We start from the raw sequence: 23,825 nt of genomic DNA, 5'->3' as shown, positions 1-23,825 counted from the left end.
GATGCAGCTCCGGAGGGGGCGCGGGCGTCTCCTGCTCACCGGGCGTACGCCGGCGGTCACGTTCGTCGGGGCCCGAGGCCACGCTCAGTACCTCCTCCCCGGAGAGGTCAATCCGGACCGTTCCACCTCTATTACGGCAAAGCGATCACAGTGATACCCCATCACGAATCCAGAGCAACACGGGAAAGCCCCGGGGACCATACCTCTCTAGTGAGATTTATCGGGAGAGAGTCTGAATTGCCCACTTTCGGGCGATTATTAGGACACCAAACCCGAAAACCGCGAACTGGACGGCCGATCCGATCAGAGCCTGCCACGGGACCGCACCCTGCTCCAGGGCGCCGTTCATGTCGCCGGAGGCGGCCACGAGCCCGAACGCCACGACGTTGTTCGAGGCGTGCAGGGCGATCGGCGCCTCCAGCCCGCCGGTGCGGACCGCGAGCCACCCCATGAGCACGCCGAACACGAAGACGTAGACGATCCCCCAGCCCGTGTAGCCGTGCGAGGCGGCGAAGGCCACCGCGCCCAGCAGAATCGCCGGCCACGGACTGCGGAAGTACGCCCCCAGCCCCTGGATGATCCAGCCCCGGTAGGCGTACTCCTCGGCCGCCGCCTGGAACGGCACGAGCAGCAGGATGACGATCAGGGCCGGGAGGAACGCCCCCCAGCCCGCCCAGCCGTACCCCGGACCCACTCCGGCCGACAGCAGCATCCCGGCCTCGGCGGCCTGCCCGAGCACGACCGACACCACAGCGACCAGCAGGCAGGCCGCCAGCCACCTCCACCGCAGGCGCAGGGCCACCGAGGAGAGCGATCCGGGCGGCCTCCGCTGGAACACCCACGCCGCGCCGAGCACCAGGGGGAGCAGCAACGCGATGACGCCCAGCTGGAACCCGAGGTCGAGCACGGGATCGGCGAACAGCCGGGGTCCCGACCCCGTCATCGGCACCCGGGTCACCAGGGAGACGAGGTAGGCCACCAGCCCCGCCCCGATGGAGATCACCACGAAGGTCGCCACGATCGCCAGGGTGCCCACGATGGGCCGCCACCAGCGGTTCAGGACCGTGCGCGCCATCTGGTCGTACGGCGTGCCGGGCGGCGGCGGGACGTCCCAGCGCGTCCGCGCGGGCGGCCCCCATGCAGCGCCTCCCCAGACAGGGCCTCCCCATGCGGCAGGGCCTCCCCATGCAGCAGGGCCTCCCCAGGGAGAGCTTCCCCAGGCGGCGTCCCCCCACTGGGGCCCGCGCGGGTACCGGCCGGGGTGCCATCCCGGCGGCGGGCCGGCCGGCCACGCGGTCCCGCCCGCGTAGGGCCCGGGAGCCAGGTAGACCGCGGGAAGCCGGCGCGGATCCGGCTGTGTCTCGCTCATGTGTCCATTCTTCGCGGCCCTCGTACGCCCGCTTCAGGCGGGCCTTCAGGCGGGCCTTCGGGAGGGCTTCGGGAGGGCTTCAGGAGGGCGGGGTGAAGGCGCTCGTGCGGGCGAGCCCGGCGGCGCGGCCGCGGGCCGAGACCACCAGCGCCATCTTCCGCGACGCCTCGTCGATCATCTCGTCGCCCAGCATCACCGCGCCCCGCTTCTCGACCGTCGTGTAGTACTCGTACGCGTCGAGGATCAGTTCGGCGTGGTCGTAGTCCTCCTGGGACGGGGAGAAGACCTCGTTGGCCGCCTCGACCTGCGAGGGGTGCAGCACCCACTTGCCGTCGAAGCCCAGCGCCGCCGACCGCCTCGCCGACCGCCGGAAGCCGTCCAGGTCGCGGATCTGGAGGTACGGCCCGTCCACGGCCTGCAGGCCGTACGCGCGGGCGGCCATCAGGATGCGCATGAGGATGTAGTGGTAGGCGTCCCCCTCGTCGTATCCGGGGGGCTGCTCCCCGACGACCAGCGTCCGCATGCCGATGGAGGCCATGAAGTCGGCCGGGCCGAAGACCAGGGTCTCCAGCCGGGGCGAGGACCGGGCGATGTCGTCGATCTCGACGAGCCCCCGGGCGTCCTCGATCTGGGCCTCGACGCCGATGCGGCCCTCGGGCAGCCCGACGGCCCGCTCGATCTGGCCGAGCAGGGTGTCGAGCCAGGCCACGTGCGAGGCGTCCCGGACCTTCGGCAGCATCAGGCAGTCGAGCCTGTCACCGGCGCCCTCGACCACCTCGACGACGTCCCGGTAGGTCCACTGGGTGGTGAGGTCGTTGACCCGGACGACGACCGTCTTGCCCGTCCAGTCGCCCTGCCGCAGGGCGGCGACCACGTTGCGGCGCGCCTCCTCCTTCGCGCCGGGGGCGACGGAGTCCTCCAGATCGAGGAAGACCTCGTCGGCGCCCAGGCCCTGGGCCTTCTCCAGGAATCGAGGGTTGCTGCCGGGCACCGCCAGGCAGGAACGTCGCGCGCGCATGGCCCTACCGTAGCGAGATCCGGTGGGCGGAAGGCCGCCGCGGCACGGCCCGCGCCCCCTGAACCCGCACCCCCTTACCCGCCCCCCTTACACGCGTACGGCCTGCGGCGCCTCGGGGGCGTGGTGCGCGGCGCCGATCCGCGTGGTCGCCGACTGGGCGAACAACGCGCCGGCGAGCACGATCGCGCCCCCGGTGATCTGGGCCGCGCCGAGGTGCTCGCCGAGCAGCACCCAGGCGATCAGCGCGCCGGCGAGGACCTCCACCGACGCGACCGTCGCCCCGACCGCCGCCGACAGGCGCCGTACGGCGGTGACCCCCGTCGTGTACGCCACCACGGTGGCCACCACGATCATCCAGAAGCCGGCCGCGGCGACCGGCACGGTGTGCCCGGAGACCTCGGCCGTGCGGGTGAACGCCGCCCAGTCGATCTGCCACGGCCGCGAGACGGGCAGCAGCACCACCGCCGAGCCGAGCATGCCCCAGCCGATCAGGCCCAGCGTGTCCACGTCGTCGCCGAACGAATCGCTCATCAGGAAATATCCGGCGCAGCAGGCCGCGGCCAGCAGGCCCAGCAGCAGCCCGAGCGCGTCCAGGCGCAGACCCTCCCAGACCTGGACGACGATCGCCAGGCCGGCGACCGCGACCAGGGCTCCCAGGTAGGCCGAGCGCGGCAGCCGGACCCTCCGTACGAACCTCACCCACAGGACCACCAGCACCGGAGAGGTGTACTCCAGCAGCAGCGCGACGCCGACCGGCAGGCGCGTGATGGCGACGAAGAACAGGCCCTGCACGGCAGCGACCGCGATCACCGAGTACGCCGCGAAGAACGGCAGGCGGTCGCGGGGGATGCGCAGCGCCCGCGGCCTGAAGACGGCCAGCACCAGCAGCAGGAGCACCCCCGCCCCCGCCATGCGGACCCACACGGCCTCCAGCGGCGTGAGCCCCGCCATACCGAGGATCTTCGCCATCGGGCCGGAGAACCCGAAACAGAAGGCCGATACGCCCGCGATCGCCAGGCTGACCGCCCTCATCGCCACCTGCCCATGTAATCACCAATAAAAGGCTTTGATCCTGTCACAACACGGACCGGCCCGCATCCTTGCGTAACCTGGCAGGGTGGATCGGATCTTCGTGGCCCGCCTGGCGGGGGTGGCGGTCTTCGACCCGGCCGGCGACCAGATCGGCCGGATCCGGGACGTCGTCGTCTCGCTGCGGGGGCCGCTGCTCCCCCGGGTCCACGGCTTCGTCGTCGAGGTGCAGCCGCGCCGCCGGGTCTTCCTGCCGGTCACCAGGATCACCTCCATCGAGGCCCGCGCCGTCATCTTCACCGGCAAGCTCAACATGCGCAGGTTCGAGTGCCGGGACACCGAGACGCTGGCCATCGGCGAGATGCTCGACCGCAGCGTCGAGTACCGCGGCGAGCGGGTCACCGTGCAGGACCTCGCGATGGAGCGGACCCGCCCCTCCGACTGGCTGATCGCGAAGGTCGCCGTACGGCGGGGGTCGCGCCGCAGGGGCGAGACGCTGATCGTCGACTGGGGAGACGTCTCCGGCTTCGCCGGGGTCCAGAAGGACCAGGGCGCGGCCAACCTGCTCGCCGCCTTCGAGGCGCTGCGCCCGGCCGACCTGGCGAACATGCTGCACGAGCTGCCCGGCGAGCGGATGGCCGAGGTGGCCGCCGCGCTGGACGACGACCGCCTCGCCGACGTCCTGGAGGAGCTGCCCGAGCGCGACCAGGTGCTCGTGCTGAGCCGGCTGCACCGGGACCGGGCCGCCGACGTGCTGGAGGAGATGGGCCCGGACGACGCGGCCGACCTGCTCCAGGAACTGCCCGCCGAGCAGGCCGAGGGCCTGCTGCGCCTCATGATGCCCGAGGAGGCCGCCCCGGTGCGGCGGCTGCTGAGCTACCGCGAGGACACGGCCGGAGGCATGATGACGACCGAGCCGGTCGTCCTGCCCCCGACCGCGACGGTGGCCGAGGCCCTCGCGCACATCCGGCAGCAGGAGCAGACGCCGGCCATCGCCGCCCAGGTGTACGTCGCCCGGCCGCCGAGCGAGACGCCCACCGGGCGCTTCCTGGGCGTGGCGCACTTCCAGCGCCTGCTGCGGGAGCCGCCGTCGACGCTGCTCGGCAGCGTGATAGACATCACCGTGGACCCGATCAGGCCGGAGTTCACGGTGTCCGAGGTGGCGGCGTACCTCGCGACGTACAACCTGGTCGCGGTCCCCGTCGTGGACGAGCTGGGGCGCCTGCTCGGCGCCGTGACCGTCGACGACGTGCTGGACCACATGCTGCCGGACGACTGGCGGGAACGACCATGACAGAACGCCTCGACCAGCCGCGCGAGATCGGCTACCGCGTGCGGCTCTACTACGACCCCGAGGCGTTCGGCAGGTTCTCCGAACGGTTCGCGCGGTTCCTCGGCACCGCCCGCTTCATCGTCTACATGACCGTGTTCGTCGCGGTGTGGCTGCTGTGGAACCTGTTCGCGCCGGTCACGTTCGACCCGTACCCGTTCATCTTCCTCACGCTCATGCTCTCCCTCCAGGCGTCGTACGCCGCGCCGCTGATCCTGCTGGCCCAGAACCGGCAGGCCGACCGCGACCGCGTCCAGTACGAGCAGGACAAGACGTCGGCCGAGCGGAACCAGGCCGAGATCGAGTACCTCACCCGGGAGATCGCCGCCCTGCGCATGGCGATCGGCGAGGTGGCCACGCGCGACTACATCCGGTCGGAGCTCCAGCGCCTCCAGGAGGAGCTGGGCGGCGAACCGGCGAGATCGTGCGGGGCGGGTTCGGAGGATCCCCGCTGAGTCCATAGCATGGATTCATGGCACCATCCCCTGAACAGGTCACGGCCGCGCTCGCCACGGTGAACGACCCGGAGATCCGCCGGCCGATCACCGAGCTCGGCATGGTCAAGAGCGTCGACATCTCTCCCGACGGGGTGGTGCGCGTCGGCGTGTACCTGACCGTCGCCGGCTGTCCGCTGAAGGACACCATCACCCGCGACATCACCGGCGCCGTCTCCCGGCTCGATGGCGTGTCGCGCGTCCACGTCGACATGGACGTGATGAGCGCCGAGCAGCGCAAGGAGCTGCAGACGAAGCTGCGCGGCGACCGCGGGCCGGAGAAGGAGATCCCCTTCTCCAAGCCCGGTTCGCTGACCCGCGTCTTCGCCGTCGCCAGCGGCAAGGGCGGCGTCGGCAAGTCGTCGGTCACGGTGAACCTCGCCGCCGCGATGGCCTCCCAGGGCCTGAAGGTCGGCGTCGTCGACGCCGACATCTACGGCCACTCGGTGCCGCGCATGCTCGGTGTGAGCGAGAAGCCCACCAAGGTCGAGGACATGATCATGCCGCCGGTGGCGCATGACATCAAGGTCATCTCGGTCGGCATGTTCAAGCCCGAGGGCAACACCCCGGTGGTCTGGCGCGGCCCGATGCTCGACCGCGCGCTGTACCAGTTCCTGACCGACGTCTTCTGGGGCGACCTCGACGTCCTGCTGATGGACCTGCCGCCGGGCACCGGCGACATCGCGATCTCGGTCGCCCAGCGCCTGCCCACGGCGGAGATCCTGGTCGTGACGACCCCGCAGCAGGCCGCCGCCGAGGTGGCCGAGCGCGCCGGGTCGATCGCCGCCCAGACCCACCAGCAGATCGCCGGCGTCATCGAGAACATGGCGTGGCTGCCCTGCCCCCACTGCGACGAGCGCATCTCCGTGTTCGGCGAGGGCGGCGGCCAGTCCGTGGCCGACGCGCTGACCCGCACGCTGGGCTCGCGGGTGCCGCTGCTCGGTCAGGTGCCGATCGACATGCGGCTGCGGGAGGGCGGCGACGAGGGCAAGCCGCTCGTGCTGACCGACCCCGACGCCCCGGCGGCCGCCGAGCTGCGCCGGATCGCGGCCGGGCTCGGCCGCAAGCCGACCGGCCTCAAGGGCCTGAAGCTCGACATCTCACCGGTCAAGCACTAGAGCGGTCAGGTCGCCTCGTTGTCGTAAGGCGGGATCTCCCCGACGCCCAGCTCGGGCAGCTCGGGCGTCGGGGAGTCCGGCCCGTGGTCCGTGTGCCCGGAGTCGTTCCAGTCCTTCTCGAGGTCGTCGAGCAGGTGCTTGCGCACGAAGTTCTTGGGGTTGAGGTCGGCCGGGTCGAAGTTGGCGAACTCGGGACCCATGTTGGCCTGCAGGTCCGACTTGGCGTTGTTGGCCATCTGACGGAGCTGCCGCAGCGTGCGGCCCGCCTGCTGGGCGGCCTGGGGCAGCTTGTCCGGGCCGAAGACGAGCAAGGCGATCACCACGAGCGCCAGGGCCTCCGCCCAGCCGAGTCCGAACATGGCGATCTCCTCCAGCAAGTACGACTGGTTTCAGACTAATGCCCACGCCCCCGCGCTGGGGACGGGGGCGTCCCGGCAGGACCAGCCGCAGGATCAGGACGGGGCGGTCAGGACGGGGCGGCGCTGGGGACGGGTGCCGCGCCGACCGTGACGGTGGCGGTCCGCACCTCGCCGTCGTGCCGGAACCGCAGGCGGACCTGGTCGCCGGGTGCCTTGCTGCGGATGGTGACGACCAGTTCGCGGCTGTCGCTCACCGGCCGGCCGTCGACCTCCAGGATGACGTCGCCGGCCCGCAGGCCCGCCTTCGCCGCGGGCCCGCCGGGAGTGACCGGCACGGCGCCGCCCTCGGTCTCCGTGGCGATCCGCACCCCCTCGCCCTGATAGTTCTGGTCGATGGTGATGCCGATCCGGGAGGTGCGGGCGGCCCCGGTGGTGATCAGCTCCTGGGCGATCCGGCGCACCTGGTTGACCGGGATCGCGAAGCCGAGGCCGATGCTGCCGGACTGCTGGCCGAGCAGCGAGCCGCCGCCGACCGTGGCGATCGCCGAGTTCACGCCGATCACCTCCCCCGCCGTGTTCACCAGCGGGCCGCCGGAGTTGCCCGGGTTGATCGCGGCGTCGGTCTGGATCGCGTTGATCAGCGCGTAGTCGGACCCGGTGCTGCCGCCGGCTTCGACGGGACGGTTGAGCGAGCTGATGATCCCGGTGGTGACGGTGCCGGTCAGGCCGAGGGGCGAGCCGACGGCGATGACCGGGTCGCCGACGACCGCCCCGTCGGAGTTCCCGAGGGCGAGCTCCGGCGCCCTGACGGTCCCGTCGGGCTTGACCACCGCGATGTCGGAGTTCGGGTCGCGGCCCACGACCCGCGCCGCGGCGGAGGTGCCGTCGTTGTAGCGCACGCGGATGTTGCCCACCTGGCCCGAGACGGCCACGACGTGGTTGTTGGTGACGACGTAACCGCCCTTGATGACGAAGCCCGACCCGGTGCCGGCCTCGCTGTTGCCCTTCACCTCCAGCGAGACCACGCTGGGCAGGACCTTGGCGGCCACCCCCGCGACCGACCCGGGCGGCCGTGCCGTGGGGAGGGACGACGGCCCGCTCAGCGTGTAGCCGGGGTCGATCCCGGAGGTGGGGCGGGTCAGCAGGAACGTCCCCCAGCTCGCCACCCCGCCCGCCACGAGCGCGATCACCACGGCCAGCGCCGTGAACAGCGCGAGGTTGGGCCCGCGGGGCTCCGGCGCCGCCTCCGTGAAGGCCGTCTCCGTGAAGTACGGCTGCCGGGGGACCCCCGGCGGGGGCGCCCACCGGGCGCCCCAGGAGTCGTGGGACGGCTCCTGGGGCGCCTCATGTCCGGCGGGCAGGAACTCGGGCCGGTCCGACGCGCCGTGGGAACGCGTGTTGTCGGTCATCGCGACAGTGACTCCTCGCACACGAGCGCACTTCCCGCACCCAAACGGCTGCGGTGTCCGATCGTATGCCGTCTCCCCCGGTCAGCGCGAAAGACCCCTGGTCACGCTCTGCGACGGACTGGGCGACACGCTCACCACCGGCGCCTTGTTCGGGGCGGGATGAACGAACATCTGCCCGGGGGTCTGGCTGGGAGTGGCGCTCGATCCGCCGGCCATGAGCATGGTGCCGAGGGCGACGGCCGCGGAGGCCATTCCCACGGCCACGTATCCCGCGCGTCTGGCCCTGCCGGGCCGCCCGGGCCCCGATCGTCCGTCGTCCCGGCGCCGGGGCCGGTTGTCCATCGGCCCCGCGGCGTGCATGCCGGGAAGCCGGCCGAAGGCCGGATGGTCGGGAAAGGGCCGCATCCGCGGCGGCAACGGCCCTCCCGGCTCCGCCATGCGCAGGAGCGACATCGTGAGGTCCGCCGGCATGGCGGGCGGATCCATGGACCGCAGGCGGGTCTTCAGCGCCCGCAGCGCGTCGACCTCCGCGCGGCAGTCCGCGCAGAAGGTGAGGTGCGCCAGCGCGCGTTCCCGCTCGTTGTGACTGAGTTCGCCGTCGATGAGCGCGGAGACGCGCTCGCCAAGATGACTCACAGTCCCTCCCTGCTGAATGAAGGGGGGGTTTGGTCGCCGTTCCGGTTCGCCGAGGGCGCCCGGTGGTCGAGTGCCTCCCGCAGTTGCGCGCGGCCGCGGTGGATGCGGCTGCGCACCGTGCCGAGTTTCACGTCGAGAGTCCTCGCGATCTCCTCGTAGGACAGGCCCTCGATGTCGCACAGCACCACGGCCGCCCGGAACTCCGGCGCCAGGGCGTCGAGCGCGGCCTGGATGTCGGGCTCCATGTGCGCGTCGTCGTACGCCTGCGCCGGGGACGGCTCGCGGCCGTGCAGCCGCTCGGCGGCGTCGTCCGCCAGTCCCTCGAAACGGATGCGCTGCCTGCGCCGCGCCATGTCGAGGAAGAGGTTCGTGGTGATCCGGTGCAGCCACCCCTCGAACGTGCCGGGGGTGTAGCTCGACAGGGATCGGAACACCCGGACGAAGACCTCCTGCGTGAGGTCCTCGGCGTCGTGGACGTTGCCCGTCAGCCGATAGGCCAGCCGGTAGACGCGTGCGGAATGCGTTCTGACGACCTCCTCCCATGTGGGAGGCGTCCAGTCGGACACCGAAGTCTCCGCCTGGTGGTCGTGCTCGTCCACCGGCATTCCTCTCTGCAGGATCGTCGCTACAGCCATAGTGCCTGGTTTCGCCCCTTCCTGCGTACCGTGGGCCGAGCGGCCTTGAACAAAGACCGTTCAAAGCGTGCAACGTCCCCGTTGTGGCGTGAGTTCCCGTTCCGGGCCGACTCCCCTAGGCTGCGTGCAAGATGAAGCAGGGGAGGGAGAGGCCGATGGCGACACCGGCCAGCCTGGAGTACGCGGAGGAGTTCGTCCCGGAGGACGACATCCTGCGGACCGCGCGCCGGCGTGGCATCGAGGTCGGAGCGCGCCCGATCCTGCCCGGGTGCGGAGCGGCGCTCTGCTTCCTCGCCACGGTGGTGAACGCCCGCTCGGTGGTGGAGGTCGGCACCGGCTGCGGGGTCTCCGGCCTGTGGCTGCTGCGCGGGATGCGCCCGGACGGCACGCTCACGAGCGTCGACGTGGAGCCGGAGCACCAGCGCATGGCCCGCCAGACGTTCGCCGAGGCGGGCTTCTCCGGCAGCCGGATCCGGCTGATCGGCGGCCGCGCGCTCGACGTGCTCCCCCGCCTCGCCGACGGCGGCTACGACATGGTCTTCTGCGACGCGGCCAAGCAGGAGTACATCGACTACCTCACCGAGTCGGTACGGCTGCTGCGCCAGGGCGGCGTCGTGGTGTTCGGCGACGCCTTCGGCGGCGACCAGGTGGCCGACCCCACCCAGCGGGACCCCGACACGGTCGCGATCCGCGAGCTGGGCAAGCTCGTCCGCAACGACGAGCGGCTGCGCCCGCTGATGCTGCCGCTCGGCTCCGGCCTGCTGGCCGCCGTCAGGCTCGCCTGAACCGGCGTCAGGCGGTCAGGTAGCGCAGGAGCAGGCGGACGCCGAAGCCGGTGCCGCCCTTGGTGATCTCCCCCTCGTCGGAGCCCGCCCGGGCGGGACCCGCGATGTCCAGGTGCGCCCAGGGCCGCCCGCCGGCGAACTCGCGCAGGAACAGCGCCGCGAGGATCGACCCCGCCGACCCCGACATCGCCCGGTCGACGTTCGCCAGGTCGGCCACGTCGGAGTCGAGCATCGCGCGGTAGTCGTCGATCAGCGGCATCCGCCAGAGGCGCTCCCCGGTGGCCTCCCCCGCGCCGGTCAGGCCCGCGGCCAGCTCCTCGTCGGTCGAGTAGAGGGCCGCGATCGCCGGGCCGAGGGCGATCTTGGCCGCGCCGGTCAGGGTGGCGACGTCGATGACGACGTCGGGGTCGAGCTCAGCGTCCGCGTACGCCAGCGCGTCGGCCAGCACCAGGCGGCCCTCCGCGTCGGTGTTCAGCACCTCGACCGTCCGCCCGCCGTACTGCCTGATGACGTCGCCGGGGCGCTGCGCGGAGCCGGAGATGGAGTTCTCGGCGCAGGCCACGAGCCCGGTCACCCGCACCGGCACCTCGAAGTCCGCCAGCGCGCTCATCGCGGCGATGACGGCGGCGCCGCCGGCCATGTCGGTCTTCATCGTCTTCATGCCCTCGGTGGGCTTCAGGGACAGACCGCCGGAGTCGAACGTGATGCCCTTCCCGGCGAGCACCACGTGGGCGCGCGGGTTCTCCGGCGTGTAGGAGAGCCGGACGAGGCGCGGCGGGTTCACCGACCCCTGGCCGACGGCCCGGATGCCGCCGAACTCGTCGAGCTCGGGCCCCGCCCAGACGCGCACGTCCAGGCCGGCGCCGGCCGCCACCTCCGCCGCCCGGTCCGCGAGCCAGGCGGGGGTCTTCACGCTGGCGGGGGTGTTGACGAGGTCGCGGGCGAGCGCGGTGGCCCGCGCGAGCGCCTCGCCCCGCCGCAGCTCCCGCTCGTCGCCGCCGACGAAGACGATCTCCCGCACCGGCTTCCCCGCGCGGCCGTCGCCGATGGTGAACGAGTACGACGCCAGCAGCGCCCCCTCCACCAGGGGCGCCGTGGCTCCCTCGGAGGCGGGGACCACGACCGACAGCGACGCCTTGCGCCTGGCCCGTCTCGCGACGGCCGCCCCGGCCCTGCGCAGCGCGCCGGGCGAACCGTCGCCGACGCCGTACAACAGGACGCGCCGCAGCCCGCCCTCCCGCGGGGCGGTCGCCTCGACGACCTCGCCGGGCTCGCCCTTGGCCTCGTACTGCGCGAGCAGCGCGTCCGCCGGCACCGGCAGCTCCGCCCAGGGCGTGGCGGGCAGGGTCGGGCCGGGGCCGAAGGGCACGGCCACGAGGTCCGCCTCCGGCGCGGGCCCGGCGGTGCGGGGGCCGGAGAGGACCGGCGTGGTCTCGATGGGCACGTCCACCTCCAACAGGGCGGCCCCGGCGCGGAGGGACCCGCCGCCAGGGCCGTGGATCAACAAGCCGGCCGGATGATCAGCCGACGACCTTCTTCAGCGCGTCGCCGAGGGCGCTGGCCTCGTCCGCCGAGAGCTCCACGACGAGTCGGCCGCCACCCTCCAGAGGGACCCGCATGACGATGCCCCGCCCTTCCTTGGTGACCTCCAGCGGACCGTCACCGGTCCGCGGCTTCATCGCCGCCATGCGTGTATCCCTTCCCGCCTTGTCGGCCGCCCCAGGGGGTAACCGGCGTATTCACGTTTCTGTGATGTTCTATTATCCCGCCTCGGAGCTCAAAAAGGTAACGGCCCGGCCCCGGTAGGTGGATCAATGCACGCACCGCGCGCGTTGTCGGAGGGCGGGACGTGACCCCACACTGGGTGGCGTGAACGCCCGAGCCGCGCTTTTCGATCTCTATGGGGACCACCTCCGCACCCGTGGCGGCCGCGCCTCCGTGGCCGCGCTCGTACGGCTGCTCGCGCCGCTCGGCATCGCGGCGCCGGCCGTGCGGACCGCGATCTCCCGCATGGTCCGGCAGGGTTGGCTCGATCCCGTACGGCTCCCGCAGGGACCGGGGTACGCCGTCACGCCGAAGTGCGAGCGCAGGCTCGACGACGCCGCGGCCCGGGTGTACCGCGGGGGCGACACCCCCTGGGACGGGCGGTGGCACGTCCTGGTGCTCGAACCGGTCAGGGACCGGGCGCGGCGCGAGCGTCTCCGCTCCGACCTCGCCTTCCTCGGGTACGCGCCGCTGTCCGAAACCACCTGGATCGGGCCGCGGCCGTCGCCGGAGCTCGACGCGCTGCGAATCCCCGGCCACCGGTTCGACGCGGCCTACGAGGGCGACGCGCGGAACCTGCTCGCCCGCGCCTGGGACCTGGACGCCGTCGGCAGGGCGTACGAGGACTGGCTTACCAGCGCGGCCGGCCTGATCGGCTCGCTGCCGGAGGGGGCCCCGGACGACCGGGTCTTCGCGGTCCGCAGCGAGCTGGTGCACGGCTGGCGCAACTTCCTGTTCCGCGACCCCGGCCTGCCCGCCGACCTGCTGCCGCCGGGCTGGCCGGGTGAGAAGGCCCGCGCCTTCTTCGACCAGGAGGCCGCCCGGCTGCTGCCGGCCGCCGCCGCGTTCGTGGACCGCAACCTGGCCGCGAGCTGAGACCCGCCGCGGTCAGGCGCCGCGGAGAGCGGTGACGGCCTCGCGGACGTGGCAGTCGGCGACGTGGTCGTTGACCAGGCCGATGGCCTGCATCAGGGCGTACGCCGTGGTGGGCCCGACGAAGCGGAAGCCGCTCTTCTTCAGCTCCTTGGCCAGGGCGGTGGAGCCGGGGGTGCGGGCGGGAACGTCGGCGAGGGTGGCCGGGGGTGTCCGTCCCGGCTCCTCGGCGTACCGCCACACGAGCGCCGACAGCCCGCCCGGCAACTCCGCGGCGGCGCGGGCGTTGGCGACGGCGGCCTCGATCTTGGCGCGGTTGCGCACGATGCCCGCGTCGGCGAGCAGGCGCTCCACGTCCGCCTCGTCGAAGGCCGCCACCGCGGGGATCGAGAACCCGGCGAACGCCTTGCGGAAGTTCTCCCGCTTACGCAGGATCGTCAGCCACGACAGGCCGGACTGGAACGCCTCCAGGGTGATCCGCTCGAAGACGAGGTCGTCGCCGCGGACCGGCCGGCCCCACTCCTCGTCGTGGTAGGCGACGTAGTCCGGCGTGGACCCCGCCCACCCGCACCGGATGACCGTGGTCACCTCCGTGGTCAGCTCCGTGGTCACTCGGTCACCATGTCTCTTCGGCGTCGGAACGGTCGCCGTCCCTGTCCTCCCTGGCCGCCGGCACGGGCACCTCGGGCTGGTCGCCGGCCCTGTCGTCGGCCCTGTCGCCGGGGAGTTCTTCGGTCTTGTTCTCAGTCTTGTCTTCGGTCGCGTCGCGCGCCCCCGGCCGTCCGTGGGCCAGTTCGGCCACCCGCTGCTCCAGCACGGCGATGCGGGTGTCCCGCTCCGCGAGCGCGATCGACACCCGGTTCAGGGTCTCGTCCACGGCATGGGTGCTGTAGCCCACGAGACCGATCGGAAGCCTGAGCGTCATCAGGTCGGTGGGGGTTAACTGTCCGGCGGCGGGCAGGCCGAGCGGCGGAGCGTCGGAGGAGAACTCCGCCATCTCACCCCCATGGCCCAGCGAGACCATCACCACACACGCGATCACGGCGAGCCCGGCGATGACGAGTACGACCAGCACATACGAATCGTGCCACAACTCGTGTGCGTGCGAGCATGGAAGGCATGACGCTGGTGATCGGGCCGGACGACCCGGCCGACCCGGAGTGGGCCGAGGCCGCCTCGCTGCCGGAGGTGTCCGCCCTGGTCCGGGCGGGGCGCACCGTCCTGGTGACGCTGCCGGAGGACGAGACCGAGGCGATCGCCGCCGCCGCGGCGTACGCCTGGGCGGGCGCCGGCGTCTTCCGGACGTCCCACCCCGCGACCTCCCACCCCGCGACCTCCCACTCCGTGCGGCAGGCGCTCGACATGACCGAGGCCCTGCTTGGCCGCCGGCCCCCGGCCCTGACCCGCCGCGGGCTGGCCTGAGCCGGGCCCGTCCTCCGGGCGGTCAGCTCTCGCCGAGCTCCTCTCCGGTGGGGCGCAGCTGCGGGACCGGCCGTTCGAGCAGGTCGAGGGCCTCGTCCACGGTGGTCGCCCACGCGATCGCGTCGAAGGCGTCGGGCCGCAGGAAGCCGTGTTCGTACATGCCGTCGACCAGGACGCGCAGGGGGCCGTAGAGCCCCCACGGGTCGAGCACGACCAGCGGCCGTTCGTGCATGCCGAGGACCCTGGAGGTCCAGATCTCGAACAGCTCCTCCAGCGTGCCGATGCCGCCGGGGAGCACGAGGAAGGCGTCGGACCTGGCGTCCATGACCCCCTTGCGCTCGCGCATGTCCGCGGTGACGATCAGCTCGTCGGAGTCGGTGTCGGCGATCTCGATGTCCACGAGCACCTGGGGGATCACGCCGACCGTCCGGCCGCCGCCCGCGCGGACGGCCCGCGCGACCTCGCCCATGCAGGAGACGACCGCGCCGCCGCTGACGAGCCCGTGGCCCCGGCGGGCCAGCTCCGTGCCCACCTCCCGGGCGAGGTCGGCGTACTTTCGGTCGATCCGCTGGCTGGACGAGCAGTAGACGCACACGAACACCCGGACACCCTACTTGTTGGGGTCGCGGCGGTCCGCCTCCACGATGGTCCGTACGGCCTCGTCGGGGTCGTCGGTGACCGTGACCAGCTCGACGTCCTGCGGGGAGATCTTGCCGGACGCCATCAGGGTGTCGCGGATCCAGTCGATCAGCGGGGCCCAGAAGGCCACGCCCATCATGATCACGGGGAACGAGGTCACCTTGCGCGTCTGGACCAGCGTCAGCGCCTCGAACAGCTCGTCGAGCGTGCCGAACCCGCCGGGCAGGGCCACGAACCCGCTGGCGTACTTCACGAACATGGTCTTGCGGACGAAGAAGTACCGGAACTCGATGCCGAGGTCGACATAGTCGTTGAGCCGCTGCTCGTGCGGCAGTTCGATGCCGAGGCCCACCGAGACGCCGCCCGCCTCCAGCGCGCCGCGGTTGGCCGCCTCCATCACCCCGGGGCCGCCACCCGTGATCACCGCGTAGCCCGCCTTGGCGAGCGCCGCGCCCACCTTCACCCCGAGTTCGTACTCGGCGGTGTCGGGACCGGTGCGGGCCGACCCGAAGACCGTCACGGCCGGGGGAAGGTCGGCGAGGGCGCCGAAGCCCTCCACGAACTCCGACTGGATGCGCAGGACCCGCCAGGGGTCCTCGTGCAGCCAGCCGGTGGGGCCCCGGCGGTCGAGCAGGCGCTGGTCGTGGGTGGATTCGGGGACGAGGCCGCCGCGAACCAGCGATGGGCCCTGCCGGCGTTCGGGTCGGGTGTAGTTCATGCCCGTCACGCTAACGGCCGCCGTCGGGACCGGCGAAAAAATCTTGGATGAAATCTTGGCGGGAGGGAACCGCTCCTCGCCGAGGCTCCGTCTAAGAAACGAGGGTGCTGCTCGGGACGAAAGTGGCTCTCCCCGCCAAATGGCCGGCGAGGAGAGCCACTTTCTTCTATCTACCGCCGACCTTCTCGGTAAGCCACTCCGTCATGCGGCGCTCGCTCTCGACGATCTTGGCCAGGCTCACGCTCTCTCCCGCCGTGTGCGCGACGTCGGGGTTGCCCGGACCGCAGTTGACGGCGGGCATGCCCAGGGCGGAGAAACGCGCGACGTCGGTCCAGCCGAGCTTGGCCCGGGGCGTGCCGCCGATCGCGGCGGCGAACGCCGCGGCGACCGGGTCGTTCAGTCCCGGCCGCGCCCCGGGAGAGCCGTCGGTGAGCCGTACGTCGAAGCCGTCGAACACCTCGCACACGTGCGCGAACGCCTCCTCGATCGTCCGGTCGGGGGCGAAGCGGTAGTTGACGGTCACCACGCACTCGTCGGGGATGACGTTGCCGGCCACCCCGCCGCGTACGCCGACCGCGTTGAGCCCCTCCCGGAACCGGAGGCCGTCCACCAGCGGGCTGCGCGGCTCGTACCTGACCAGCCGGTCCAGCACCGGCGCGATCCCGTGGACGGCGTTGACGCCCTCCCAGGAGCGGGCGCTGTGCGCCCGGACGCCCTTCACCGTGATCTCGGCGCGCAGCGTGCCCTGGCAGCCGCCCTCGATGAGCCCGTCGGTCGGCTCCATCACGACCGCGAAGTCGCCGGCGAGCCACTCGGGGTGGGTGCGGGTGAGCCGCAGCAGCCCGCTGCGCTCGGCCTCGATCTCCTCGCAGTCGTAGAAGACGAAGGTCAGGTCACGGTTCGGCGCGGCCAGCAGGCAGAGCTTGAGCTGCACCGCCACCCCGCTCTTCATGTCGGAGGTGCCGCAGCCGTACAGCACGCCGTCCTCGGTCCTGCTCGGCAGGTTTCCGGCCACCGGGACCGTGTCGATGTGCCCGGCGATCACCACGCGCTCGGCCCGGCCGAGATCGGTCCGCGCCACCACCGCGTCGCCGTCCCGCAGCACGGTGAGGTGGGGCAGGGCGCGGAGGGCCTCCTCGACGGCATCGGCCAGCGCCTTCTCCGCGCCGCTCACCGACTCGATGTCCACCAGCCGCGCGGTCAGCGCGCCGACGTCCTCGGCAAGGTCAAGTCGCATGCCTCCCGACCTTACGCCACCTGGACGGAGTCGGTGGGCTTGGCGTCCTTGCGCCAGCCGTCGTGCCCGGCGGCCGCCGTCCAGGCGACCCCCTCGAACCGCACCTCGCGCAGGCCGTACTTCTTGGCGTGGGCGACGTACCAGGCGGCGACCAGCCAGCCGCGCTTGCCGGCCGCCTCGGTGCCGAGCGCCCGCACGAGCTGTTTGCGGGCCGTCTCCGCCTGCGGCTTGACCGGCTTGGCGGCCGGCGGGTACCAGCAGTGGACGGCCCGCGGGACCCGCCCGGTGAACGCGGCGGACAGGATCCGGGCGGACTGCTCGTGCTCGGCGTAGGCCGAGCCGTCGGCGGAGCGCTGCACGGCCTGGGCGGCGTCGTGCAGCGGCAGGGTCCGGTAGTGCTTCACCTTCTCCAGGGCGGCGAAGAACTTGCGGGTCGCGTAGACCGGGTCCTGCAACTGCTCGACCGTCCCCCAGCCCTGTGAGGGCCGCTGCTGGAAGACCCCCACCGAGTCGCGGTCGCCGTACGGGAGGTTGGCCAGCTTGGACTCCTGGATCGCGGTGACGTAGGCGATCTGGAGGGCCCGCTCGGGCAGTTTGCGCCGGGCCGCGACGGCGGCGACGGTGGCCGCCACCTGGGCCTGCTCGATGTCGATGTCGAGCGTTCCCTCGGGGGTCGTGACGAGGCAGTGTTCCCCGAGCGCGAAGGGCTCGGTCCGCTTCAGCAGGTGATAGGCGCCGTAGAAGATCGCCCCGCCCAGCAGGACGACGATGACCACGACGGTCACGACAGGTTTGGTAAGGCGCCGTTCCACGATCCAGAACCTACCCCGGTGATCAGGGCAGTCGTTCCGCGCGGACGGATCCGGGAGTGAGGGGACGGGCGTACGCCGCCTCCCACTGGCCGCCCTGAACACGCTGGAACGACAGCAGGCGGCCGTCACCCGCGCGGTAGTCGGCGAAGTCGAGCAGCCCGCGCTCGGGCAGGCCCGTCCTCCCCTCGGACCGGAAGGCGGCCGTGCCCCGCTCGATCGGGGAGAACTCGACGCCGTCGACGATCAGCATGTGCTTGGCCGGCACCATCCCCTGGGTCGGCACGTCGGTCCACAGCAGGACCTCCAGGTGGGACGGCTCGCCCCCCGGGCCCGGCCGTTCCGCGACCGACAACCAGTTGTCGTACCGGCGGGCGCCCTCGTCGAGGAGGTAGTCGGTCCACTGCTCGCCCTGCACCGCGCAGTGCACCGCGCCGACGGCCCGGTAGCGGGCGGCCTCCACGTAGACCGTGTCCCCCACCTTGATCGTGCGGGGGTCGAAGTAGTCGGGATCGGACGCGAGGTCCCGCGCCGCCGATTCTCCCGGGGCGGCGGGCGGGGTGCGCACCGGCTGACGCGTACGGCTGCGCCGGCTCGCCATCACGGCACCCAGCAGGACGACGACCGTGGCGAGGCCCAGCACGATCACGATCGTTGTCGTCATGGCGCGCGATCCTACTGGAGGCGGCTCACCGCCGCATCGACGCGCTCGTCGGTGGCGGTGATCGCGACACGGACGTGACCACGCCCGGCGTCGCCGTAGAACTCGCCCGGCGCGACGAGGATGCCCCGGTCCGCCAGCGCGCGCACCTGGTCCCAGCAGTCCTCGCCGTTGGCGGCCCAGAGGTAGAGCCCGGCCTCGGAGTGCTCCACCCGCCAGCCCGCCCGTTCCAGCGCGGGGCGCAGCGCCGCCCTGCGGCGGGCGTACCGCTCCCGCTGCTCGTCGGCGTGCGCGTCGTCGTCCAGCACGGCCGCCATCGCGGCCTGCACCGGAGCGGGCATGATCATGCCCGCGTGCTTGCGCACCTCCAGCAGCCGCCGTACGAGCCGGGGGTCGCCGGCGACGAACCCCGCGCGGTATCCGGCGAGATTCGACCGCTTCGACAGCGAGTGAACCGCGAGCAGCCCCTCGTGCGAGCCCTCGCACACGTCCGGATGGAGGACCGACAGCGGCTCGTCCTCCCAGCCGAGCTCGATGTAGCACTCGTCGGAGGCGACGATCGCGCCGTGCTCCCGCGCCCACGCGACCACCTTGCGCAGGTGCTCGGCGGGCAGGACCCGTCCCGTGGGGTTGGACGGCGAGTTCACCCAGACGAGCGGCACCCGCTCGGGCCCCAGCGAGAGCAGCCCGTCGGTCGCGTAGGGCTCGGCTCCGGCGAGCCTGGCCCCGACGTCGTAGGTGGGATAGGCGAGCGCGGGAAAGACCACCCGCTCCCCCGGCCGCACGCCGAGCAGCGTCGGCAGCCAGGCCACCAGTTCCTTCGTGCCGATCGTCGGCAGCACGTCCGCGGGGTCGACGACGACCCCGTGCCGCCGCCGTAGCCAGCCCGCGGCCGCCTCACGCAACCGCGGCGTGCCGTACGTCAGGGGATAACCGGGGCTGTCGGCGGCGGCGGAGAGTGCCTGGCGGGCGACGGGGGGAACCGGATCGACCGGCGTGCCGACCGACAGGTCGACGATCCCGCCGGGATGCGCCCGCGCCACCTCCTGGTACGGCACCAGCCGGTCCCATGGAAAGTCGGGCAACGCGATCAAAGGAAATCCCCCAGTCGTGACGGAGCGGGCCCGCGAGGGTCGGTGACTCTTTAGTGTTCCTCGCTCTGCGGCGGAAGCGCCGCGACCACCGGGTGGTCCTTGTTGATCTTCCCGACCTTCGAGGCGCCGCCGGGCGAGCCCAGCTCCTCGAAGAAGTCGACGTTGGCCTTGTAGAAGTCCTTCCACTGCTCGGGAAGGTCGTCTTCGTAGAAGATCGCCTCCACGGGGCAGACCGGCTCACACGCCCCGCAGTCCACGCACTCGTCGGGGTGGATGTAGAGCATGCGTTCGCCCTCGTAGATGCAATCGACGGGGCACTCCTCGATGCACGCCTTGTCCAGGACGTCCACGCAAGGCTGCGCGATGACGTACGTCACCTCGGGCTCCTTCTGGGTTGCACGGCTCGACCGCGGGTTGCTAGCCCTAGTATTGCGGTGCCTGCTTACCAGCCGGAACAGGAGGGGGGCAATCGTCGTGGCCCCTCGGGCCGGAGCCCGTCTCGTTGTCGCGATCACGCCCGCCGACGTGGGCCAACGCGTGACCACCCGGCGCAGGGCGCCAGGTGGGTACCGGGACGCCGTCGGCGTGTTGGAATCCTGGCGCGACGGGGTGCTCACCGTGCGGAAACGGGACGGAAGCCTCGTCGAGATCGACGAGGAGACCCTCGCCGCCGCCAAGGTCGTGCCGCCCGGACAGCCGAGGTAATCAGGCGGCAATCCCGCAGCGCGCCGCCTCGACCGGCCGCGTCGGCGGGGCGGAGCATACGCGACGTGACCCTACGCGCCTGTGTCGTGACGATCTCCTCGGTGGCGGTCCTCCTGGCCGCGGCCTCCGCGTGCTCCCGGCAGCGGACGCCGGACAGGCCGCCGCCTCCGCTGAATCCCCGCGCGGCCAGTCTGGCCGACGGGTTCGGCACGATGGACAGGCTCGTCGACGCCGCCCGCAAGGAGGGCGCGCTCACCGTCGTGGGCCTGCCGGGCGGCTGGGTCGGCTACAAGGAGATCATCGCCCGCTTCTCCGACAAGTACGGGATCAAGGTGACGTCGGTCATGCCGGAGGCGAGCAGCCGGCAGGAGATCGACGCCGCGGCCCGCCTGCGCGGGACGGCCCAGGCGCCGGACGTCTTCGACGTCACGCTGGAGGTCGCGGTGGCCAACTCCCGGCTCTTCGCGCCGTACCGGGTGACGGGCTGGGCGGACATCCCCGACGAGGCCAAGGACCAGGACGGCCGCTGGTACGCCGCCTACGGCGGATACATGTCGATCGGCTACGACCCGAGGAAGGTGCCCGCCCCGGCGTCGTACGCCGCGCTGGCCCGGCCGGGGACGACGGTCGCGCTGCCCGGCGACCCCCGGCAGGTGGCGTCGGCGTTCAGCGGCGTCATGGCCGCCTCGCTCGGCCAGGGGCTGCCCGACGCCGCGCGCGGGGTGAACCTGTTCGCGCGGCTGCGCAAGGGCGGCATGCTCGGCCGTCCCGACCAGGCCACGACGGTGGTGGACTGGGACTTCATGAACGCGGCGCGGGCCGCGGGCGGGCGCGGCGCGGCGGCCTGGCGGGTCACGATCCCGAAGAACGCGGTGCTCGCCTCCTACTACATGCAGGCGATCGACGCCGCGGCGCCGCATCCGGCCGCCGCCCGGCTGTGGGAGGAGTTCCTGCTGTCCGACGAGGGACAGAACCTCTTCCTCAAGGCCTACGCCCGGCCGTCGCGGATGGAGGCGATGCAGACGCGCGGGGCCCTCGACGGGGACGCCGCCGCCCGGCTGCCCGAGGCGTCCGGCGACCCGGTGATCCTCACCATCCCCGAGCAGGACAAGGCCAAGGCGTACCTGGCCACACACTGGGCGAAGGATGTCGGCTGACACTCGCAGAGGCGGCGGAAGCCGTAAAGTGTGTCGCATCCCACCGGAATCCCACCAGATCCCAGGAGTCTCAGTCGGCACGAGACCGTGGTGATCAAGGCGTGGTGGCCAAGCCGCGGATCGAAGCGTGGTGATCCCGGCACCGGCCAGTAAGAATGCGAGCCGATCTTGAGGTACGAAACTCCCAGTCCCACTCGATGGAACGCTCGCGCCTACGACAGCTCCTTCGGCTACGTCTCGCCCGTCGGCGCGCCGCTGGTGGACCTGCTCGACCCCCGCCCCGGTGAGCGGGTGCTCGACCTCGGCTGCGGCACCGGGGTGATGACCGCCGAGATCGCGGCGCGCGGCGCCCACGTGCTGGGCATCGACGGCTCCCACGCGATGATCGAGCAGGCCATCGCCCATCACCCCGGCCTCGACTTCACCGTCGGCGACGGCCACGACTTCACCGTGGCCCAGTCGTACGACGCGGTCTTCTCGAACGCCGCCCTGCACTGGATGAGCCGCGACCCGGACGCCGTGATCGAATGCGTGCGCGAGGCGCTGCGGCCGGGCGGCCGGTTCGTCGCCGAGATGGGCGGCGCGGGCAACTGCGCGGCCCTGACCTCGGCCATGCTCACCGCCTGGCGCGAGCACGGCCTGCGCGAGCCCGAGCTGCCGTGGTACTTCCCCGGCCCGGCCGAGTACGCCCTGCGACTGGAGAAGGGCGGGTTCACGGTGCGGCTGCTCGAACACTTCGACCGTCCCACGCCTCTCGACGAGTGCCCCAACGGCGCGGCCGACTGGGTGCGGCTGTTCGCCGGCCCGCTGCTCGACCGGGTCCCTCCGGCGACCGTCGAACCGCTGCTCCGGCGGGTCAACGAGCTGGCCGCCCCGGCGCTGCGGCGCGAGTCGGGCTGGATGGCCGACTACGTACGCCTCCGTTTCGCCGCCGAACGCCACTGAGCCGACAACTGAGTCGGGAATCTCCAGCACGGCGAGGCGATTTGCCAGACTATGGTCTGGTCTTTGTGAGCGATGGGGACAGCATGAACTTCTGCCTGAGTGACCTCGTGCCACCACTGCGCTGGAGTGATGCCGCCCGCATCGGGACGCTCGACCGGCCGGGCCTGCCCGACGCCTGGTGGCGCACGCTCCCCCTGCACCGGGTGCTGGCCGTCGCGGACGCCGAGGCGCTCGCCGAGCTGCTCACCGTCCTCGCGCTGGAGCACTGGCCCGCCGCCGCCGTGGGCGACGTGCTGCCCGCGCTGCACGTGCTGGATCCCGACGAGGCCGACGACCCCCAGGTCGCGATCGCGCTCGACCGGGCGGGATCATGGCACGGCCTGCTCGCGCTGTCCGGCCGGGAGCTGGCCGACCAGCCCTTCGTCAAGGCGCGGCCGGTGCTCACCGCCCTGTTCTCCGCCGTCTTCGCCCGGCTGGCGGAGTCCTCGCGGACGACTTCGGAGCCTTCCCCGGAACCCGAATCCGAACCAGAGCCCGAGCCGGAACCGGCCGGCCTGCCCGAGCTGATCGACGCGGCCTTCGCCGACCTCGACGACCAGACCTGGATGGTGGCGCAGAACCGGGTCTTCACCGACGACCCGTCGGCGCCCGAGCAGCTCGCCAAGCTGCTCGCCGTACCCCCCGAGGTCCTCGCCGGCGCCGAGGCGGCCCTGCGCGGCCGGATCGCCCACTGGCTCGCGTCACCGGAGGCGGCGCCGTACAACGAGCACCTGGCCCGGCTCACCGCCGCGCTCGGGGTCGCGGTCCCGAAGGCGCGGCTGGTCGCGGCGGCCGACTGGCACGGGCGCGAACTGCGCTCGCTCGAGGTGCCCGCCTGGCGGTTCGTGCTCGCCACGCTGCCCGACCACCGTCTCTCCGGCGACTGGCTGGTGGCCGGGGACATCGAGGACCTGCGGGAGCGGACCCGCGGCCTGATCACCGCCGCCGAGCGGCCGCCGACCGTCTCGCAGGCACTCGAACTGGTCCGCTCACTCGGCGTCCGTCCCGACGCGGCCAGGGAGTGGCTGGACAGCGTCCCCCAGTTACGCGCGCAGCGGGTGCCCCGCGGGAGCGGGCTCAAGGACGTGTCGCTGACCCGGCGGTGCTTCCGGCAGCCGGACGGCAGGTGGTGGCTGCGGGTCGACGTCTCCGGCGAACATCTCGGCGGCGCCGAGGTGATGCTGCCGACCGGGTTCGCGGCCTACGTCGGGCTCGCCCCAGGCGACACCCGGACCGTGCAGAGCGCCGCAGGGGACATCGGCCTCTCCTGGCACACCCGGCCGTCGCTGGGCTCGCTGCGGCGGATCCTCACCGAGGTCGCGGCCGAGGAGGGCAGTCACATCTTCCTGACCCTGTCCGAGGAGGGCCTGCTGCGTGTACGGCACCTGCCGGCGGCCGGAGGCGACGAGACGAGACGGGCGCTGCGCCTCGTCGGTTACACCGCTCCCGGCGGCACGCCCGAGCAGGCGGCGCGGGTGATCGCGACGCGGGTCGGGCTCACCGGGCCCGCCGGGCGGCCGGAGATCCTCGCGCGGCTGCGCGAACGCGGGGACCGCGACCTGCTGTCCCTGCTGGGATAG

Annotated in this window: 28 protein-coding genes; 10 read left to right on the top strand and 18 right to left on the bottom strand. The window is 72.4% G+C overall.

Features of this window, described 5'->3' with window-relative positions:
* Nucleotides 1-217: 217 nt before the first annotated feature.
* The 3 genes from HHX37_RS31555 to HHX37_RS31545 form a co-directional block, all read right to left on the bottom strand.
* On the bottom strand, nucleotides 218-1,075 hold the full coding sequence (locus tag HHX37_RS31555) for a CPBP family intramembrane glutamic endopeptidase (RefSeq protein WP_111701376.1): 858 nt from the start codon (nucleotides 1,073-1,075) through the stop codon (nucleotides 218-220).
* Nucleotides 1,076-1,448: 373 nt separating this feature from the next.
* Nucleotides 1,449-2,387, bottom strand: coding sequence for an HpcH/HpaI aldolase/citrate lyase family protein (locus tag HHX37_RS31550; protein WP_182875874.1), 939 nt, complete (start codon nucleotides 2,385-2,387; stop codon nucleotides 1,449-1,451).
* 87 nt (nucleotides 2,388-2,474) lie between these two features.
* Complete coding sequence (locus HHX37_RS31545; protein WP_182887760.1) at nucleotides 2,475-3,419, bottom strand: EamA family transporter; 945 nt, start codon at nucleotides 3,417-3,419, stop codon at nucleotides 2,475-2,477.
* An 85-nt stretch (nucleotides 3,420-3,504) separates the two neighbouring features.
* On the opposite strand from HHX37_RS31545, the gene HHX37_RS31540 reads away from it, so the two are divergent.
* Genes HHX37_RS31540 through HHX37_RS31530 form a run of 3 tightly spaced genes read left to right on the top strand, consistent with a single transcriptional unit; the run spans nucleotide 3,505 to nucleotide 6,358 of the window.
* Nucleotides 3,505-4,710, top strand: a complete 1,206-nt coding sequence (locus HHX37_RS31540; protein WP_182875876.1) for a magnesium transporter MgtE N-terminal domain-containing protein — start codon at nucleotides 3,505-3,507, stop codon at nucleotides 4,708-4,710.
* Entirely contained in the window at nucleotides 4,707-5,201 is a 495-nt protein-coding gene (locus HHX37_RS31535) for a DUF1003 domain-containing protein (RefSeq protein ID WP_182875877.1), read from the top strand. The genes HHX37_RS31540 and HHX37_RS31535 overlap by 4 nt, the downstream gene beginning before the upstream one ends.
* A gap of 17 nt (nucleotides 5,202-5,218) precedes the next feature.
* A complete protein-coding gene (locus HHX37_RS31530) occupies nucleotides 5,219-6,358 on the top strand; it encodes an Mrp/NBP35 family ATP-binding protein (RefSeq protein ID WP_182875878.1) in 1,140 nt (379 codons plus the stop codon).
* Between the two features lie 5 nt (nucleotides 6,359-6,363).
* Here HHX37_RS31530 and HHX37_RS31525 read toward each other — a convergent pair whose 3' ends face one another.
* The 4 genes from HHX37_RS31525 to sigE form a co-directional block, all read right to left on the bottom strand.
* Nucleotides 6,364-6,717 carry a sec-independent translocase gene (locus HHX37_RS31525; RefSeq protein WP_182875879.1) on the bottom strand — a complete coding sequence of 118 codons (354 nt, stop codon included), beginning with the start codon at nucleotides 6,715-6,717 and terminating at the stop codon, nucleotides 6,364-6,366.
* Between the two features lie 107 nt (nucleotides 6,718-6,824).
* A complete protein-coding gene (locus tag HHX37_RS31520; protein WP_182875880.1) occupies nucleotides 6,825-8,126 on the bottom strand; it encodes a S1C family serine protease in 1,302 nt (433 codons plus the stop codon).
* A gap of 81 nt (nucleotides 8,127-8,207) precedes the next feature.
* Nucleotides 8,208-8,762 (bottom strand): anti-sigma factor family protein, encoded by a 555-nt coding sequence (locus HHX37_RS31515; RefSeq protein ID WP_182875881.1) that lies wholly within the window; start codon nucleotides 8,760-8,762, stop codon nucleotides 8,208-8,210.
* Entirely contained in the window at nucleotides 8,759-9,367 is a 609-nt protein-coding gene (sigE, locus tag HHX37_RS31510) for an RNA polymerase sigma factor SigE (RefSeq protein ID WP_111701367.1), read from the bottom strand. The genes HHX37_RS31515 and sigE overlap by 4 nt, the downstream gene beginning before the upstream one ends.
* A gap of 185 nt (nucleotides 9,368-9,552) precedes the next feature.
* Here sigE and HHX37_RS31505 point away from each other — a divergent pair, with 185 nt between their 5' ends.
* The gene (locus HHX37_RS31505; protein WP_182875883.1) at nucleotides 9,553-10,182 is read left to right on the top strand and encodes an O-methyltransferase; all 630 of its coding nucleotides are present in this window, start codon (nucleotides 9,553-9,555) and stop codon (nucleotides 10,180-10,182) included.
* Nucleotides 10,183-10,189: 7 nt separating this feature from the next.
* Here HHX37_RS31505 and HHX37_RS31500 read toward each other — a convergent pair whose 3' ends face one another.
* Nucleotides 10,190-11,626 (bottom strand): leucyl aminopeptidase, encoded by a 1,437-nt coding sequence (locus HHX37_RS31500; protein ID WP_310740622.1) that lies wholly within the window; start codon nucleotides 11,624-11,626, stop codon nucleotides 10,190-10,192.
* Nucleotides 11,627-11,702: 76 nt separating this feature from the next.
* Nucleotides 11,703-11,870 (bottom strand): DUF3117 domain-containing protein, encoded by a 168-nt coding sequence (locus HHX37_RS31495; protein WP_076433904.1) that lies wholly within the window; start codon nucleotides 11,868-11,870, stop codon nucleotides 11,703-11,705.
* A 181-nt stretch (nucleotides 11,871-12,051) separates the two neighbouring features.
* On the opposite strand from HHX37_RS31495, the gene HHX37_RS31490 reads away from it, so the two are divergent.
* Nucleotides 12,052-12,822, top strand: coding sequence for a PaaX family transcriptional regulator C-terminal domain-containing protein (locus tag HHX37_RS31490; protein WP_182875884.1), 771 nt, complete (start codon nucleotides 12,052-12,054; stop codon nucleotides 12,820-12,822).
* Nucleotides 12,823-12,834: 12 nt separating this feature from the next.
* On the opposite strand, the gene HHX37_RS31485 is transcribed toward HHX37_RS31490, so the two are convergent.
* Together HHX37_RS31485 and HHX37_RS31480 are read right to left on the bottom strand one after the other, a co-directional pair.
* A complete protein-coding gene (locus HHX37_RS31485) occupies nucleotides 12,835-13,431 on the bottom strand; it encodes a DNA-3-methyladenine glycosylase I (RefSeq protein ID WP_396777314.1) in 597 nt (198 codons plus the stop codon).
* Nucleotides 13,432-13,435: 4 nt separating this feature from the next.
* Nucleotides 13,436-13,894: a hypothetical protein gene (locus HHX37_RS31480; protein ID WP_182887759.1), complete on the bottom strand. Its 459-nt coding sequence runs from the start codon at nucleotides 13,892-13,894 to the stop codon at nucleotides 13,436-13,438.
* Nucleotides 13,895-13,938: 44 nt separating this feature from the next.
* Here HHX37_RS31480 and HHX37_RS31475 point away from each other — a divergent pair, with 44 nt between their 5' ends.
* A complete protein-coding gene (locus HHX37_RS31475) occupies nucleotides 13,939-14,241 on the top strand; it encodes a hypothetical protein (RefSeq protein WP_111701363.1) in 303 nt (100 codons plus the stop codon).
* A 22-nt stretch (nucleotides 14,242-14,263) separates the two neighbouring features.
* Here the strand turns inward: HHX37_RS31475 and HHX37_RS31470 are convergent, their stop codons facing one another.
* The 7 genes from HHX37_RS31470 to fdxA all read right to left on the bottom strand — a co-directional run bounded on the left by HHX37_RS31470 (nucleotide 14,264) and on the right by fdxA (nucleotide 19,776).
* Nucleotides 14,264-14,842 (bottom strand): TIGR00730 family Rossman fold protein, encoded by a 579-nt coding sequence (locus HHX37_RS31470; RefSeq protein ID WP_182875887.1) that lies wholly within the window; start codon nucleotides 14,840-14,842, stop codon nucleotides 14,264-14,266.
* A 9-nt stretch (nucleotides 14,843-14,851) separates the two neighbouring features.
* On the bottom strand, nucleotides 14,852-15,598 hold the full coding sequence (locus HHX37_RS31465; RefSeq protein ID WP_182887758.1) for a TIGR00730 family Rossman fold protein: 747 nt from the start codon (nucleotides 15,596-15,598) through the stop codon (nucleotides 14,852-14,854).
* Between the two features lie 166 nt (nucleotides 15,599-15,764).
* A complete protein-coding gene (gene dapE, locus HHX37_RS31460; protein ID WP_182887757.1) occupies nucleotides 15,765-16,835 on the bottom strand; it encodes a succinyl-diaminopimelate desuccinylase in 1,071 nt (356 codons plus the stop codon).
* An 11-nt stretch (nucleotides 16,836-16,846) separates the two neighbouring features.
* On the bottom strand, nucleotides 16,847-17,620 hold the full coding sequence (locus tag HHX37_RS31455; protein ID WP_111701360.1) for a hypothetical protein: 774 nt from the start codon (nucleotides 17,618-17,620) through the stop codon (nucleotides 16,847-16,849).
* Nucleotides 17,621-17,669: 49 nt separating this feature from the next.
* On the bottom strand, nucleotides 17,670-18,308 hold the full coding sequence (locus tag HHX37_RS31450) for a DUF4178 domain-containing protein (protein ID WP_182887756.1): 639 nt from the start codon (nucleotides 18,306-18,308) through the stop codon (nucleotides 17,670-17,672).
* An 11-nt stretch (nucleotides 18,309-18,319) separates the two neighbouring features.
* Nucleotides 18,320-19,399 (bottom strand): succinyldiaminopimelate transaminase, encoded by a 1,080-nt coding sequence (dapC, locus tag HHX37_RS31445; RefSeq protein WP_111701358.1) that lies wholly within the window; start codon nucleotides 19,397-19,399, stop codon nucleotides 18,320-18,322.
* A gap of 50 nt (nucleotides 19,400-19,449) precedes the next feature.
* Nucleotides 19,450-19,776, bottom strand: coding sequence for a ferredoxin (gene fdxA, locus HHX37_RS31440; protein ID WP_111701357.1), 327 nt, complete (start codon nucleotides 19,774-19,776; stop codon nucleotides 19,450-19,452).
* A gap of 148 nt (nucleotides 19,777-19,924) precedes the next feature.
* Between fdxA and HHX37_RS31435 the strand changes: the two genes are divergently transcribed.
* The 4 genes from HHX37_RS31435 to HHX37_RS31420 all read left to right on the top strand — a co-directional run bounded on the left by HHX37_RS31435 (nucleotide 19,925) and on the right by HHX37_RS31420 (nucleotide 23,825).
* Nucleotides 19,925-20,104 (top strand): hypothetical protein, encoded by a 180-nt coding sequence (locus HHX37_RS31435; protein ID WP_310740621.1) that lies wholly within the window; start codon nucleotides 19,925-19,927, stop codon nucleotides 20,102-20,104.
* A 65-nt stretch (nucleotides 20,105-20,169) separates the two neighbouring features.
* Nucleotides 20,170-21,261 carry an ABC transporter substrate-binding protein gene (locus HHX37_RS31430; RefSeq protein WP_310740620.1) on the top strand — a complete coding sequence of 364 codons (1,092 nt, stop codon included), beginning with the start codon at nucleotides 20,170-20,172 and terminating at the stop codon, nucleotides 21,259-21,261.
* A gap of 168 nt (nucleotides 21,262-21,429) precedes the next feature.
* Nucleotides 21,430-22,206, top strand: a complete 777-nt coding sequence (locus HHX37_RS31425; protein ID WP_111701354.1) for a class I SAM-dependent methyltransferase — start codon at nucleotides 21,430-21,432, stop codon at nucleotides 22,204-22,206.
* A gap of 83 nt (nucleotides 22,207-22,289) precedes the next feature.
* The gene (locus HHX37_RS31420) at nucleotides 22,290-23,825 is read left to right on the top strand and encodes a hypothetical protein (protein ID WP_182887755.1); all 1,536 of its coding nucleotides are present in this window, start codon (nucleotides 22,290-22,292) and stop codon (nucleotides 23,823-23,825) included.

Source organism: Microbispora sp. H10885, assembly GCF_014161415.1.
Classification (GTDB): domain Bacteria; phylum Actinomycetota; class Actinomycetes; order Streptosporangiales; family Streptosporangiaceae; genus Microbispora; species Microbispora triticiradicis.
Note: the sequence above shows the minus strand (reverse complement) of the source record. Positions and strands in the feature narration are given on the sequence as shown.